This is a genomic window from Ruegeria sp. BH8, assembly GCF_056538065.1.
This window is the reverse complement of sequence record NZ_JBQFSP010000006.1, coordinates 20,131-32,856: the sequence shown is the minus strand read 5'-3', so window position 1 is coordinate 32,856 and position 12,726 is coordinate 20,131. Positions and strand designations below refer to the sequence as shown.

The following is a 12,726-nucleotide window of genomic DNA, read 5'->3' as shown; positions in this document are numbered from 1 at the left end:
GTAACACTTTAATAAAATGAAAGGTTCTTGTTGCGCGTTGCTGTCCGTGGCCATACATTGACAAAAAAATGTTGGGTAAAATGGCAGGCAAACGCAAAGGCAAACATCCCCACAATGCACTTGCACCGGCTTTCGTTAAGTCGGCAAAGGGGCCTGCCTTGTATGCTGACGGAAATGGCCTGTATCTCAAGGTTGACGAAAGCGGGGCACGCCGCTGGATTCAACGCCTGATGATACGCGGCAAGCGGAGAGAACTCGCAATTGGCTCTGTTGCCCTCGTTTCCTTGTCGAGTGCCAGAGATGCAGCAATCGAGAATAGGCGCGTTGCTCGGGCGGGGGGCGACCCTCTCGCGAACAAGAAGAAAGCCCAAGCTATCCCGACATTCGAAGAGGCGGCGAGAGAGGTGCACAAGGCAAACTTGTCGTCTTGGAGCAACCCTCAGCACGCCCAGAAATACATCAGTTCATTGGAGGCATACGCATTCCCGCACTTTGGCAAGGTCAGTGTGGCTGAGGTCGACGGTGGCCAAGTGCTTGCCGCGCTGCTGCCCATATGGACAACCAAAGACGACACTGCGCGTAGAGTGCGTCAGCGTATCGGGTCAGTTCTCAAATGGGCAATCGCGAAAGGTTGGCGCACAGACAACCCAGCGGAGGCCGTCAAGGCTGTGCTGCCCAAGCAGGACATGACCAAGCGGAAAAACAGAAAGGCGCTTCCTTACGCTGATGTGTCCCGATGCATTCAATCTGTCCAGAATTCAGATGCAGACAGTTCAACTAAATTAGCCGTCGAGTTCCTGATACTGACAGCCTGCCGCTCAAAGGAAGTTAGAGAGGCGAAGTGGTCTGAAGTGAACACAGGGCAAAGAGAGTGGACTGTGCCTGCCACCCGAATGAAAATGAAGGTCGCGCACAAAGTCCCGCTTACGGACCGGGCCATTAAGATATTAGAACAGGCGCGAAAACTGCACCAAGGCGACCTAGTCTTTCCTGGTCGAAAGCACGAGAAGCCGTTAAGTGATGCCACGTTATTAAAACTTGTCCGAGAGCAAGGTTACAACTGCGACATACATGGGTTTCGGGCTAGCTTTCGAACGTGGGCGCAGGAGCAAACGAATTTTCCACGCGAGGTCTGCGAAATGGCGCTGGCGCATAAAGTGGGGGATGACACCGAAATAGCTTATGCAAGGTCTGACCTGTTCGCAAAGCGCCGGATGCTCATGGATGCCTGGGCCTCATATCTTGCGCAAAATAGCGGCACGGTCATCGAAATGGCGGGGCGGGCATGAGACAAGATCCAAACCGATATTATCCCCCTGGGTATTGCGGGACTTATAGCCTGATAGAACGTGCCTACTTTCACTTGTTCCCGAAACCACCGCAAGATTCTGAGCTTATTGAAGCATCATTGAAGTACATGGACTTTGAAGATGAAATTACCCGGAATAACCGACGCCTTGATGCACCTAGTCTTCCAAAGGAAATCGGGCAAAGACTTCGCCGTGAAATCGGCAATCTAGTGACCGAAATTGCCTTATGCCGGTTTGTGGAAAGGGCGATGACGGACAGGCATCAAGGGAAAGGACGCACAGGACGCGCTCAAGGCCGTCAGGGGCGCATTAAATGGCCAGCCCCTCAAAGACGCTCAGGCGCGGCTGATAGGCCGTGTGGTGGCTGGTACTACTGCTCTAGGGCTTTATCAGAGCGCCAAGCAGCCCCTAGCACACACACAGTCCCGCTGATGCAGGCTATGAAAAACGGGATGAAGCCGAACTGATGGTAAATCTGCATGTATCCCCAGCCCACGGCAAAGACCGTAATCGGGGCGCAAAGCAGAATGAGAACAATGGCAAGGGCGATAATCAATCTACGCATGTCACCAAGGTAGGTGTTCGCTCACCCGCAGTCCAGACAGGAGGCACCACATGACTAGCGAAACCAAAATCTGCGGAGCCAAGACCAAGGATGGCGTATGTATGTCAGCCCCTGTTGAGGGCAAGACCCGCTGTCGTATTCATGGCGGGCTTTCGACCGGAGCAAAGACAGCCGAGGGCCGGAGGCGCATATCAGAAGCAAACGTTGCACATTGGGCAGAGCGCAATCGTCTGATTGAACTGGCGCGGTCACTTGAGCAGGCGGCACGCTAAGGTTTTTTGCTCAGTTTGCGTGCCTATTTTTCTCCTGATTGCCGTAAACCTCTCGCCAAAAAGAACATTGCGTGCTGAGCGAAAACTGAGGAATGAGCGAAACCCTTAGCCGCGTCCTGAGTTCTGTTGTGTCTCCAGTTTCAATTCGCTGCCATCATAAGACAGTGATACCCGAGTTGCGTTCAAATCATTGAGAATGCGCGTTGAACTGACACAAACACCAACCAAAGTGCAGAAAATCCGCAGGCAAATACCTTCGTCCAATACGCAGCGTGCCTAACTTTATAAAAAAAACAAGTTCTGTCATACGACAAGCTAGCTTCTCCTGCTTTTTCTATAGTTTTGAGCATTTTCACGTTCTGCTGAATTGCTGCCAGATACTGCAACAGGTCAGCTGTGAGCGCCAAAATCGCAACTGCGACAGGACCGGCGACTAGGTAAGGTTCTAGGAAGGGTTCACCTTCCTTTTTGGCGCCTTCAATGATGTATGCCAACGAGGTAGCCAGCACACCGACTGATATTGTCCATACTCGATTTGATATTCGCTCCGTTAATGAATCAAGGTTCTCAATCACATCCTCTTTTGTCGGCATCCTTTACTTCGTCTCCATACAAACGGTTAATACCAATCACGCCAAAGAGACAATTCAATGCAAGGCACGCTTGTGCAACATCATTCAGATGACAATTTTGGCCCGCCCCAATCAGTCGTTTCCACTGTGGGATCCACAGTCGGCTCTCCTCCTTCTAGGCAAGCCGAGACGGTTAACCCCAAAATCAGAATCCAAGCAATTTTCAACGGTCTCTTCATGGCAAGACTCTCGCTTCGAAGGTCACGATTTACACCAAGGGTTTTTTCTCAATACGATTATCGAAATTTAGCCACCTCATCGAACAGTAGACAACTTTAATTTCACTTATCCGTTCATTCTGACGCATTTCTTTCCCGGACCAGGGAACGGCTGTCCGTCCAGAAAAGCGTACTGGGTTGCGTACAAAGGGGATCTTAAGACTGCACCCAAATTACTTGTCCAGTTTAAGGCGCTGTCGACCACCTTCGGGGCCCCTTGAGAGGATACTGCAGGTGCAAGAGAGCCATTCATAACCTCTGCAATGGTTGTTGCGAGTACTTGGCATCTCAATATTTCCTGTCGAGTGTCCGTATCATTCAAACTGGTTGATTTTAGGTCCTGCTGGAAACTTCGGGCCCTTCGAAGAAGCGCTCGTGCAAAGTAAATGTTGCAGTCGCGAGTTTCTATGCCACGTGCGTGGCAAATGTCGTGAACTTGACAAAGCGCATCGATATCATCGTAGGGGCGAGCGCGAGTTAAGTCTTTTTCTCGCCGACTGACAAGCTGTTCTCCGGAAAGGGTTTTTGGGTAAGAAAGTGGGGGGTGGTACGCTCCGCAATAGCATCCATATTTGAACTGAGCGGAAGCCTTCGCAACTGATGGGTTGGCGCATGGCCTATCCATTTTGGCGCTTTCCACAAAACGCTGTGCGCCCCCCCAAACAGAACTTGAAGAAGCCCTATCAATGTACTTTTCTATTCCACCTTGGGGTTCCTCCGTGTCCGGTGTTGCCGAACATGATGCTATTGCAAAAATAACAGTCATTAGGGTGAAAAATTGTCCCAAGTGTAACTTGGAAAATCTTTGCGTGAAAACAAACTGGTACAAGAAACGACGTGCCCCCAAATATGTTATTAGAAAAATTCGGAAATTAGAAATGCCCCCACGCAATAGGCATAACATAATAAGCCACAATCATGCAAAATAATGTGAGCTCCAAGTCAAATTTGAATGCATGCGTTACCATGCGCATGTGCGTTATGTTCGATATCCAAAAAGTGACGCGCTTACTACAAGCGCGCCCAGTCCACAGGGAGAAAATGAAAAAACTCGCGCTCTAAACCGAACATGAGCGCTAACTCGTTAATGTGTTCTGTATAGCTGGATCTGGTGACGGAGTAGGTGAACTGGGTCACAACACGGCTGTTGAAATCGAGAACTCAAAGTGCTTTTTGGATACTAACGATGTTCGAGGATTGATCAAAGCGAATGAAAAGTAAGGCAAGAAATTGTGCGTTTATGGTGGGGCTGGCTGGCCTCCTGATGTCCGTTTGCACAAGCAGTGCCGCAACGGCCGACGTTTACGTGGTTATTGACAAGACATTCGAAGTCACAGTTCACGGCGCACATGTCGAAGAATTGGGTAAAGACTGGTACCAAGTTGTAGCATTCCACAAAGCTATTAAAGTAAAAGATAGAGCTTACGCCTGTGTCGGTTACTTAGGGAACGTTCCGACAAAGGAGTTCTTACGCAAGTCGAAGCTTCTTTCAGGCGATAATGTGGTAAAGGCAAACCTAAGCGGAGCAAACTGGCTTGTGAATGAACCTAAAGTAGTTGCAGAGAGAAAAAGGTTGAATTTTCCGCTTCTTGGGGCCATTGCCGCCCCTGCTGATATTAGCTTAGTAACCGGCTCGAAAATCAAGTGTCATAAGGGTGTGAAGTGGCAAGACAATTTCACCTCTCGACCTTCGAATATTGAAATCCCAGACAAGGTCTGGGTCAGCCAATGACAACTCGTACGTCGTAATATGACGCCCCCATCATTCCACACAAATGCCATCAGCCAAATCGCGGTTAACGCCTTACAGCAGTGTCGCAATTTGGATTATCCCGCAGACTGACACATCCTAGGTCGCTGGCAATTTCGTGGAGTTTGTATTCAATATGAAGGGTAACCGCGCTTTCGAACCTCCTCGAAGGCTGCTGAAAACCCATAAAGTGAGAACGTAAAGCTGCGTTTGACAGTCGGAGAAGTTGCGAAGTAATACTCCACTTTTCCGAATTCCCCGTTCTTGTACTTGTTCAACATATCTTGCGTTAAACCAATGCTGACCTGACAATACTGTGGGGCGCAAAACTGATAAGTGTACCTTCGACTGAACCGGCCATCAATTGTCACAACCACCCCTTTGTTCAGGTCCATTGTCGTCGGCAATTGCAAAGCTATTCCAGCTACAGCTACATTACCGTCCACCGGGTGACCAATTATGTTTGCAATATTTTTGCCTCTGAACTCAATGTTCTGGAGTGCCGTACACTCTGAGTTTGAAGTGTCGCAGTAGATATCCCAACTACCTGCTTTGGCGACTTTCTTCGCCTTTGCTTCCGCTTGACCGACTGTAAGAAAAATAGATGCGGCAATAAGAAATACTCTGAGCATAGGGGCCTCAAAAACAGGTTTAGCTGACTTCCTCGAGTAACGTTACGGTTGTGTAATTGCTAGTTTTTAATAAAGGAAAAGAGTGAGTTGACATCATTCGCATTCTTTCAGCATCTGAATAGGCTTCAAGATACCTAAGCCTCTTATTTGAGTAGGCCCAACGTGAGCGGAGAACTTCGACACCAAAAGCGATGGCGCGCCTTGAGTGCTCTTTCCAATACAGGCTTGAGCCACTCCATCATTGTCCGTCGTTCTTGACCAAAACCACACCCGGCCCCTTGGCGGAGTCACCTTCGTCCAGAAACTGAATGCCCTTTGATACCAACGCCTCCTGGATAGCCATTATCGCTTTGTCTGCTGGGAAAGGAGAGCCGGACCCCTCGGCACGTTTGACAGTCATTGATGAAACGCCTGCTGTCTGTGCCAGTATTGCCTGTGAAATATCCAAAAGGCCTCTTGCTGCTCGAATTTGCCCTGAAATGAATTTTTGCCCTTGTTCCAATTTAGAACATTCCTTATGTTACTTTTTAGAACATTACCACAATCGGAGGACTTAGCAATGCAAGAACAACGCGCCAGCGCGAATGGAGAAGTTACGCTCGAGCGGTACATCCAAGACTGCCAAGACATGGCTACCGATATCTCGAGCCTGATCGAGTCCGCCGCAGTCATCGACAACGAAGGAACTTACCCCAACGGCGTTACGGCGCTGTTGAAGGTGTCCGGTGATATGGCCAACCATTTGGCCAGCATGTTGGACAGTGTGAACCTGCCGGAGGCGACAGCATGACAGATCAATTCACATACGCTTACGAAGCGACCGAATATGAGCTGCAAACGATTGCCGGTTTGTCGATTGCGCTGACTGACCTTCTTGCAGAGTACGACAAGACAAACTGCCCCGAAGGCCTTTCGGTTCAGTCTGTTGCTGCCGCTCTGAGGGACAAAGCCAACGCAGCTCTCGAATTGCACGAGGCTGAGTGGAGTGTGGTGCAATCTCAAAAAAACCAGCTGGCAAAAGGCACGGAACAAGGCGCGTCTGAAACGCAGAAGCCAGTACCAGATAAGGCTGCCTGAATTTCATTTAAGCTGGGCGCGGCATTTTCTGCGCCCTTTTTCTTTTTGGAACTTAGTATGAGTTTTTACAGCGTAAACCGGCACTGGTCCGACCAGTTTCTGCCAGAGATTAAGAGCATTATTGGCGGTCACATCCTACAGGCCGCGCCCGATCCGCTGGACCATTTCCAAGCCACGGATCTACTGATGTTGGACGCCAAGGACATGCGGATAGCAGCAAGGGTCAGGCGACACGGATACGCGGCCAGATACCCGCATCAGTTCACAATCCGCGCCAAGTTACCCTCTGGTGCCGAAACCGAACTGTCCAAGATTGTAAACGGCCACGGCGACTGGATGTTCTACGGTCACGCCGGACCCGACGGACAGGTAATTGAAAGTTGGTGGTTGCTCGACCTGCGGGCGTTCAGGGCGGCGCTAATCCGGCACCGAACAACTGACTCACAGCTGTACATGGGTGACAAACGCAATGCGGATGGCACTTGCTTCAAGTGGTTCGACATACGGTCGTTTCCGAAAGAACCGCCTTTGGTGGTTGCGCGAGGATAAGTCGCGTTATGAGGGCTCGGCCTAACTGGGGGTCGAAGGAATATGTCTGATCCAAGATAAGGCGGCGTATCAAGGGGCCGTGCTATGACGAAGAGTAGCGTATCGGAACACTAAGTGAGTCATCATTTAGTCGGCACAGGTAATGGTGACCCGCCTGCTTCCGAGAGCACTGCAATGACTTCCTCGTGTGTTTGCACCACGTACTGTCGATAATTCATGAGTTTAATTGAGGAATTGTAATCATAGCTCTGCATGCGCTCAGTGATTTCTAAAGGCCCAACCACCTTGGTAGCATTGAACCAAATTTCAGATTCATCTCTGGAATTCAAATGCGTAAAGTTTGCATTCTCGGCTTGAACTCTTTGAGCAACATCACTGACACTTTCGGTTACGTACGAAGTTACGGCGGCGTCGATCCGTGTGTTGGCTATACTGTCCTCTCCGTGAACGGTGCGTCGAACACGCTGAACAGTATTCCCGGGAATATTCAGGGATGCTCCATCAGTTCTCGTAAATGTAGCCATGTTTTTAATCTCTTCCTGTCAATATCTGCTGAGCAAAACTTCTAATTAAGTTTGGTTAATATAGCGTCACAATATCATACGATGGCGCACTTTTACATATTGGAGCTCCTTTTTTCGCCGCAGACAACGACACAAGCCATGACGAACACTGCTCGTCGGTATTACCGCCATATCAACCATGCGACATAAGCCTGTTTGATCTGGGTCGGTTTTTAACTACAAACTTTGCAACGAAGTTGCCTATAGCGGGAGCTGTCGACTGATTATCCGTTACAAGCGCACCCTGGACCTTTGTGGCAGGTGTAACTCCTATTGATACAGCTATTCCCGCAAGCCTTGCCTTTTCGGCACACCTTGCAACACGCGGCGTTGTAGACCTTCGCGTCTTGCTTGCTGGTCAAAAGGTTCCAAAAGGATTCAGTGGCTAGTGTCGTTTTGCCTGGCTCTTTGGGCTCATTCTGAGCAAATGCAACTGCGGATGAAAGGACAAGAGCAAACAGGCAGAGTAAAATAAGGTGCTTCACAAACATTCTCCGTTAACAATGTGTTAACTTTTGCATAGCGATGAAGAGTTTGGAAAAGGCATTATTGAGGCATCTTTTCAGCGCAAACGAATCCAGCATCGTTTCGAGTTTAATGCGGGATCAACTGCTTCACCGCCATTTTCGTTTGGGGATGGGGCCGGTAAGTCCAAAAGCAGCAGATGGCTAGTTGCGCGCGCTTCCAGTTGCATCAAATTTTAAATGTTGGTCGAAATGTTGGGTATCTAGAGGCGCACCAGGGCAAAACTATTTATTTTAAGTATCTTGCAATGAGGTGGTGGTAGCGGAGGAGGGACTTGAACCCCCGACACGCGGATTATGATTCCGCTGCTCTAACCAACTGAGCTACTCCGCCGTGAGTGAGAGGCGATGTAAGCGAGGGGCCGGGGAGGGTCAAGAGGGAAATCGCCCTAACCGGGGAATTCTTTCACGGGCTCTTTCACCGGGTCCTGCAAGGGCGTCTGACGGAATATCGTGGTGTCCACCGTTCTGCGGATAAACGCGGCGCATATCTCCGGTTCTGTGATCAGGATCATATGACCCAGACCGTCAAGCTCTTCATAGCTCAGACCATATTCGGTCATCGGCGGCCCGTGAAGGGCAGGGGACAGAAGCGCATCCTGACTTCCATACAATATCCCGCCGGGGACCGACAGCTCGGGGTATCTGGCCACCAGCGCATCGCAACTGGCATCCAACCCGATAACGTCCTGCGAGGCCGTGACAAAGGCCGACGGGCGCAGCCCGAGTGCACCACCCGCACGGTCCAGAAAGTCATTTGGTGGGGTTTCAGGATCAAATGCCACGCCCAGACTGTGCGGCGCCGTTATTGAGGCCATGGGCACTGCAATCGTGTTGGCAATCAGGCTGCGCAGCCATTTGGTCCGGATCTCGAGCGGTTTGAAGATCACCGGTGTTTCAGGCACCCTGTGCGTTACTGGTGCCAACAGAGCGAGGCCGGATACCCGCTCGGGGTGGTCTAAAGCCAGCGCCAGCGACACCGCACCTCCCAAAGAATGCCCCACCAGCACAACCTGATCCATACCCTTGGTTTCAAGAAACTCAGCAATCATCGCGGCCTGCTGCGGCAATTGTGCGAGCTCTGCCGTATCCCGGGTTGAATATCCGCAACCGGGGCGATCCAGCGCGATGACGTGGAAATCCTGGGCCAGTTGATCCGCCAACGCATAGGTAAAATGCTGTAACTGCCCAGCCAGACCGTGAATCAGAACGACCGTCTGCGCGTCCGGATTGCCCTTTTCCACATAGTGGATGCTGCCGCCCCGTACGGGCACGATCTGGCCCATCTGCGGCACGGTTTTTAGCCCCTGACGGGTTATCCGCCGGGTCCACAGAGCCATGGCCAGAAGAAAGACGGCAAAGGCCGCAATCAGGCTAAGAAAAAATGTCATCTAGCTGTCTCCGGTCCTTACGGGGTTGTATTGCTCCAATCCCGAATGTGACATGCGTTTCTGAAATTCGGCAACTGTTCCGGGCCAAAGCGTCGTGTTTTTCCCGTCCGCATCAATGTACCAGGATGTGCAGCCTCCGGTCTGCCAGACACTGTCCGCGTGACGGTCCTGCATTTCCTGTGTAAAGGCCGCCTGTTTCGCCGCATCGGGGGCGATCACCGACAGTTCCTTGCGTTGCATCTCGCTCAGAACCCGGCCGATATGCCCGACCTGGGCTTCGATCATCAACACAACCGAATTGTGCCCCAATCCGGTATGAGGCCCCAGAAGGATGAAAAAGTTGGGAAAACCGGCTATCGCCGTGCCCAGATGAGCGGACATCCCGTTTGCCCAGGCCGATCGCAGCGTTAGCCCATCTGTACCGGTGATATCCAACCTTTCTACGACATTGGTGACCTGAAACCCGGTGCCCCAGATCAGCGCGTCTGCCTCTGTTCTGGAGCCATCTGTCGCGACGATGCAGTTGCCATCGATACTGGCCACGCCGTGTGGAATGATGCTGACATTGTCGCGGGCCAGCGCCGGGTACCAGTCATTTGAACTGAGAATGCGCTTGCACCCAATTCGATAGTCCGGTGTCAGAATGCGCCGTTCTTCGGGGTCGGAAATCGCGCCTTCCAGCGATTTTCGCCACATCTTCAGAGCAAAGTTCATCGCGCGTTCCTCGCCCCTGAACACGCGGTGGCGGAACTCGAAGAACATGAAAATCAGTTTGCGCCGGATGCGCGGAAGCAGGGGAAGGTAGGCATATAGTTTGCGCACCCAAGGCGCGATCGGGCCGTCAGGGCGCGGCATGACGTAAGGCGCGCTGCGCTGAAAAACGGTGACGTGGCGCGCAACCTTGGCAATCTCGGGCACGAACTGAACGGCTGACGCTCCGGTGCCGACAACAGCCACATGCTTTCCGGTCAGATCGACGGTGTGATCCCATTCGGCCGAATGAAAACAGGGGCCGGGAAAGCTGTCGGCGCCGGGAGATTCGGGAATGCTGGGATGATGCAGGGCGCCGATGGCCGAGACCAGAAACCGGGCCGACCAGAATTGGCCATCCACGGTTTCAACCTGCCAAAGCGTGCCATCCCATTTCGCCGATTTCAGCGCCTGCCCAAAGTGGCAAAGATCGTATAACCCCTCCTGATGCGCGACATTTTGCAGGTATGCCTGTATCTCTGCGCCACCGGCATAGGCGCGGCTCCAGTGCGGATTAGGGTGGGTCGCCATGGAATACAGATGCGACGGCACATCACAGGCGACGCCAGGATAGGTATTCTCGCGCCACGTGCCACCGATATCTTCGGCCTTTTCCAGAATGGCGATATCTTTGATGCCACGCTTGCGCGCCTCAAGCGCCATCGTCAGCCCCGAGAACCCGGCACCGATGATCAGCATCTCTGTCGTGTGGTGCATTGAAGCGCCCCTCCTGAAACAACTTTATGGATATCTGTTGCAGATGTCTGCACGTGATTGGCAGTGAAGTAGGTCACACAAGGTAAATTGACCGAACGACCTTACGTGAACAGACATGGCGAAAAACCGTCATCAGGGCGGTGTCGCTTCCTGCAAACACATATCGCAATCAGAGAGGTGAACGCGGCGTAATTCCGCCAGTCTGATTCAAAACAGGAGGATTGCCCCTTGTCGACCCGTACTCTTACACGCGCTGGTGGGCGTTCCGCGCGCCGCGCTCTTCGCACTGCGCCGAATTTTGACATGCTGCCGGGGCTGACACGCGGCATCCCGCATTGCGAAGTTATGGACGGAAGTCAGGTTGAGCTTATCGACAAGGCCGCCATGGATATTCTGGAGAACGTCGGTGTCCAGTTCCGCGACCCGACCGCAGTGGAAGACTGGAAGAAAGCGGGGGCAAAGGTCGAAGAAGAGCTGGTCTTTCTGGACCGCAACATGGTGCGCGAGCTGATCGCGACCATTCCGGCGCAATTCACCTATCACGCGCGCGATCCGCAAAAGAACCTCGCTCTAGGCGGCAAGCACTCGATCTTCGTGCCGATGACCGGCGCGCCGTTTCTTCGTGATCTTGACGACGTGCGCCGGAACCCGACGCTGGACGATCTGGCGATGTTTCACAAACTGTCGCACATGATGCCCGCATTGCACAGCTCGGCCCATCATATCGTCGAACCTTACGACCACCCGATCAGCCAGCGGCACCTGCGCATCACTTATTCGTCGATGAAATACTCGGACAAAACGTTCATGGGCATGACCACCTCGCCCCGGAATGCCGAAGACGTGATGGACATGTGCGATATCCTTTTCGGCCAAGGGTTCATTGATGACCACCCGGTTACAACGGGCAACTGCAATGGCAACAGCCCGCTGGTCTGGGATGAAACCATGCTGGGTGCAATGCGCGCCTTCTGCCGCCGGAATCAGCCGGTTTTGTGCTCGCCCTTCGTTCTGGGCGGTGCCAATACGCCCGCATCGGTACCCGCAACCGTGGCACAGCTAACCGCCGAGGCGCTTTCGGCACTGGCTTATACGCAGGTGATCCGCAAGGGCTGTCCGGCGATTTGGGGGCATTATCTGTCAACCGTTTCGATGAAATCCGGTGCGCCGATGGCAGGGACGCCTGAAATCAGTCTGATGAATTTCATGATTGGTCAGATGGCGCGCTTTTACGATGTGCCATGGCGCACCTCGAACACGCTGGGCGGGGCCAAGACGTTTGACGCGCAGGCCGGGTACGAATCCGCCACAACTCTGGGCGCTGTTCTGCATGCAGGGGCCCACTACATCTGGCATTCGGCAGGCTGGAACGAGGCGGGGATGCATTGTTCAGTCGCCAAGTTTGTTGTGGACGCGGAACAATGCGCGATGGCCTATCGGATGGCGGAGGGGCCTAAATGGCATGATTTTGACGAAGGCTTGGCCGCAATTTCGGATGTGGGTCCCGGCGGGCACTATTTGGGGCATCCGCACACCCAGGAGAATTTTCAGACGGCTTTTTTCATGCCCGAACTGTTTGACAACAACTCGATCGAACAATGGGTGGCGGAAGGTGAAGTTGAAATCACCGAACGCGCTCTGAAATACGCGAGGAAGCTTTTAGCCGAGTATCAGGAACCAAAGTTGGACGAGGCCAAGAACGACGCCCTTCTGGACTATATCGCCCGCCGTGAGAGGGAAATTCCGGCAGCAGATGAGTTGAACCAGACTTACTGA

The 12,726-nt window shown here is 52.4% G+C and carries 13 protein-coding genes and 1 tRNA gene; 7 read left to right on the top strand and 7 right to left on the bottom strand.

The features are described from left to right. Positions 1-68 precede the first annotated feature (68 nt). On the top strand, positions 69-1,289 hold the full coding sequence (locus tag ACR0AD_RS12125; protein WP_480487691.1) for a tyrosine-type recombinase/integrase: 1,221 nt from the start codon (positions 69-71) through the stop codon (positions 1,287-1,289). Between the two features lie 636 nt (positions 1,290-1,925). Beyond that, positions 1,926-2,147 carry an HGGxSTG domain-containing protein gene (locus tag ACR0AD_RS12120; RefSeq protein WP_480487693.1) on the top strand — a complete coding sequence of 74 codons (222 nt, stop codon included), beginning with the start codon at positions 1,926-1,928 and terminating at the stop codon, positions 2,145-2,147. A gap of 182 nt (positions 2,148-2,329) precedes the next feature. Here the strand turns inward: ACR0AD_RS12120 and ACR0AD_RS12115 are convergent, their stop codons facing one another. Next, a complete protein-coding gene (locus tag ACR0AD_RS12115) occupies positions 2,330-2,740 on the bottom strand; it encodes a hypothetical protein (RefSeq protein ID WP_480487695.1) in 411 nt (136 codons plus the stop codon). Between the two features lie 1,467 nt (positions 2,741-4,207). Between ACR0AD_RS12115 and ACR0AD_RS12110 the strand changes: the two genes are divergently transcribed. Beyond that, positions 4,208-4,729, top strand: a complete 522-nt coding sequence (locus ACR0AD_RS12110) for a hypothetical protein (RefSeq protein ID WP_480487697.1) — start codon at positions 4,208-4,210, stop codon at positions 4,727-4,729. Between the two features lie 149 nt (positions 4,730-4,878). Here ACR0AD_RS12110 and ACR0AD_RS12105 read toward each other — a convergent pair whose 3' ends face one another. Next, positions 4,879-5,379 (bottom strand): invasion associated locus B family protein, encoded by a 501-nt coding sequence (locus tag ACR0AD_RS12105; RefSeq protein WP_480487699.1) that lies wholly within the window; start codon positions 5,377-5,379, stop codon positions 4,879-4,881. A gap of 238 nt (positions 5,380-5,617) precedes the next feature. Continuing rightward, positions 5,618-5,779 (bottom strand): hypothetical protein, encoded by a 162-nt coding sequence (locus ACR0AD_RS12100; protein WP_480487700.1) that lies wholly within the window; start codon positions 5,777-5,779, stop codon positions 5,618-5,620. A 228-nt stretch (positions 5,780-6,007) separates the two neighbouring features. Here ACR0AD_RS12100 and ACR0AD_RS12095 point away from each other — a divergent pair, with 228 nt between their 5' ends. Genes ACR0AD_RS12095 through ACR0AD_RS12085 form a run of 3 tightly spaced genes read left to right on the top strand, consistent with a single transcriptional unit; the run spans position 6,008 to position 7,005 of the window. Next, positions 6,008-6,169: a hypothetical protein gene (locus tag ACR0AD_RS12095; protein ID WP_480487702.1), complete on the top strand. Its 162-nt coding sequence runs from the start codon at positions 6,008-6,010 to the stop codon at positions 6,167-6,169. Further along, the gene (locus tag ACR0AD_RS12090; protein WP_480487704.1) at positions 6,166-6,456 is read left to right on the top strand and encodes a hypothetical protein; all 291 of its coding nucleotides are present in this window, start codon (positions 6,166-6,168) and stop codon (positions 6,454-6,456) included. Before ACR0AD_RS12095 ends, ACR0AD_RS12090 begins: the two co-directional genes overlap by 4 nt. 57 nt (positions 6,457-6,513) lie before the next feature. Beyond that, positions 6,514-7,005 (top strand): hypothetical protein, encoded by a 492-nt coding sequence (locus ACR0AD_RS12085; RefSeq protein ID WP_480487705.1) that lies wholly within the window; start codon positions 6,514-6,516, stop codon positions 7,003-7,005. Between the two features lie 122 nt (positions 7,006-7,127). Here ACR0AD_RS12085 and ACR0AD_RS12080 read toward each other — a convergent pair whose 3' ends face one another. The 4 genes from ACR0AD_RS12080 to ACR0AD_RS12065 all read right to left on the bottom strand — a co-directional run bounded on the left by ACR0AD_RS12080 (position 7,128) and on the right by ACR0AD_RS12065 (position 10,950). After that, positions 7,128-7,529, bottom strand: a complete 402-nt coding sequence (locus tag ACR0AD_RS12080) for a hypothetical protein (protein ID WP_480487707.1) — start codon at positions 7,527-7,529, stop codon at positions 7,128-7,130. A gap of 820 nt (positions 7,530-8,349) precedes the next feature. Continuing rightward, positions 8,350-8,426 (bottom strand) — tRNA-Met (locus ACR0AD_RS12075). Positions 8,427-8,481: 55 nt separating this feature from the next. Then, positions 8,482-9,483 (bottom strand): alpha/beta fold hydrolase, encoded by a 1,002-nt coding sequence (locus tag ACR0AD_RS12070; protein WP_480487708.1) that lies wholly within the window; start codon positions 9,481-9,483, stop codon positions 8,482-8,484. Further along, the gene (locus ACR0AD_RS12065) at positions 9,484-10,950 is read right to left on the bottom strand and encodes a flavin-containing monooxygenase (protein ID WP_480487710.1); all 1,467 of its coding nucleotides are present in this window, start codon (positions 10,948-10,950) and stop codon (positions 9,484-9,486) included. It abuts the gene before it with no gap. 228 nt (positions 10,951-11,178) lie between these two features. On the opposite strand from ACR0AD_RS12065, the gene ACR0AD_RS12060 reads away from it, so the two are divergent. Next, positions 11,179-12,726 carry a trimethylamine methyltransferase family protein gene (locus tag ACR0AD_RS12060; RefSeq protein WP_480487712.1) on the top strand — a complete coding sequence of 516 codons (1,548 nt, stop codon included), beginning with the start codon at positions 11,179-11,181 and terminating at the stop codon, positions 12,724-12,726.

Bases quoted from the DNA above. Each gene is read 5' to 3' on its own strand.
- ACR0AD_RS12125 (WP_480487691.1), top strand. From the start codon at position 69: ATGTTGGGTAAAATGGCAGGCAAACGCAAAGGCAAACATCCCCACAAT.
- ACR0AD_RS12120 (WP_480487693.1), top strand. From the start codon at position 1,926: ATGACTAGCGAAACCAAAATCTGCGGAGCCAAGACCAAGGATGGCGTA.
- ACR0AD_RS12115 (WP_480487695.1), bottom strand. From the start codon at position 2,740: ATGCCGACAAAAGAGGATGTGATTGAGAACCTTGATTCATTAACGGAG.
- ACR0AD_RS12110 (WP_480487697.1), top strand. From the start codon at position 4,208: ATGAAAAGTAAGGCAAGAAATTGTGCGTTTATGGTGGGGCTGGCTGGC.
- ACR0AD_RS12105 (WP_480487699.1), bottom strand. From the start codon at position 5,379: ATGCTCAGAGTATTTCTTATTGCCGCATCTATTTTTCTTACAGTCGGT.
- ACR0AD_RS12100 (WP_480487700.1), bottom strand. From the start codon at position 5,779: ATGACTGTCAAACGTGCCGAGGGGTCCGGCTCTCCTTTCCCAGCAGAC.
- ACR0AD_RS12095 (WP_480487702.1), top strand. From the start codon at position 6,008: ATGGCTACCGATATCTCGAGCCTGATCGAGTCCGCCGCAGTCATCGAC.
- ACR0AD_RS12090 (WP_480487704.1), top strand. From the start codon at position 6,166: ATGACAGATCAATTCACATACGCTTACGAAGCGACCGAATATGAGCTG.
- ACR0AD_RS12085 (WP_480487705.1), top strand. From the start codon at position 6,514: ATGAGTTTTTACAGCGTAAACCGGCACTGGTCCGACCAGTTTCTGCCA.
- ACR0AD_RS12080 (WP_480487707.1), bottom strand. From the start codon at position 7,529: ATGGCTACATTTACGAGAACTGATGGAGCATCCCTGAATATTCCCGGG.
- ACR0AD_RS12070 (WP_480487708.1), bottom strand. From the start codon at position 9,483: ATGACATTTTTTCTTAGCCTGATTGCGGCCTTTGCCGTCTTTCTTCTG.
- ACR0AD_RS12065 (WP_480487710.1), bottom strand. From the start codon at position 10,950: ATGCACCACACGACAGAGATGCTGATCATCGGTGCCGGGTTCTCGGGG.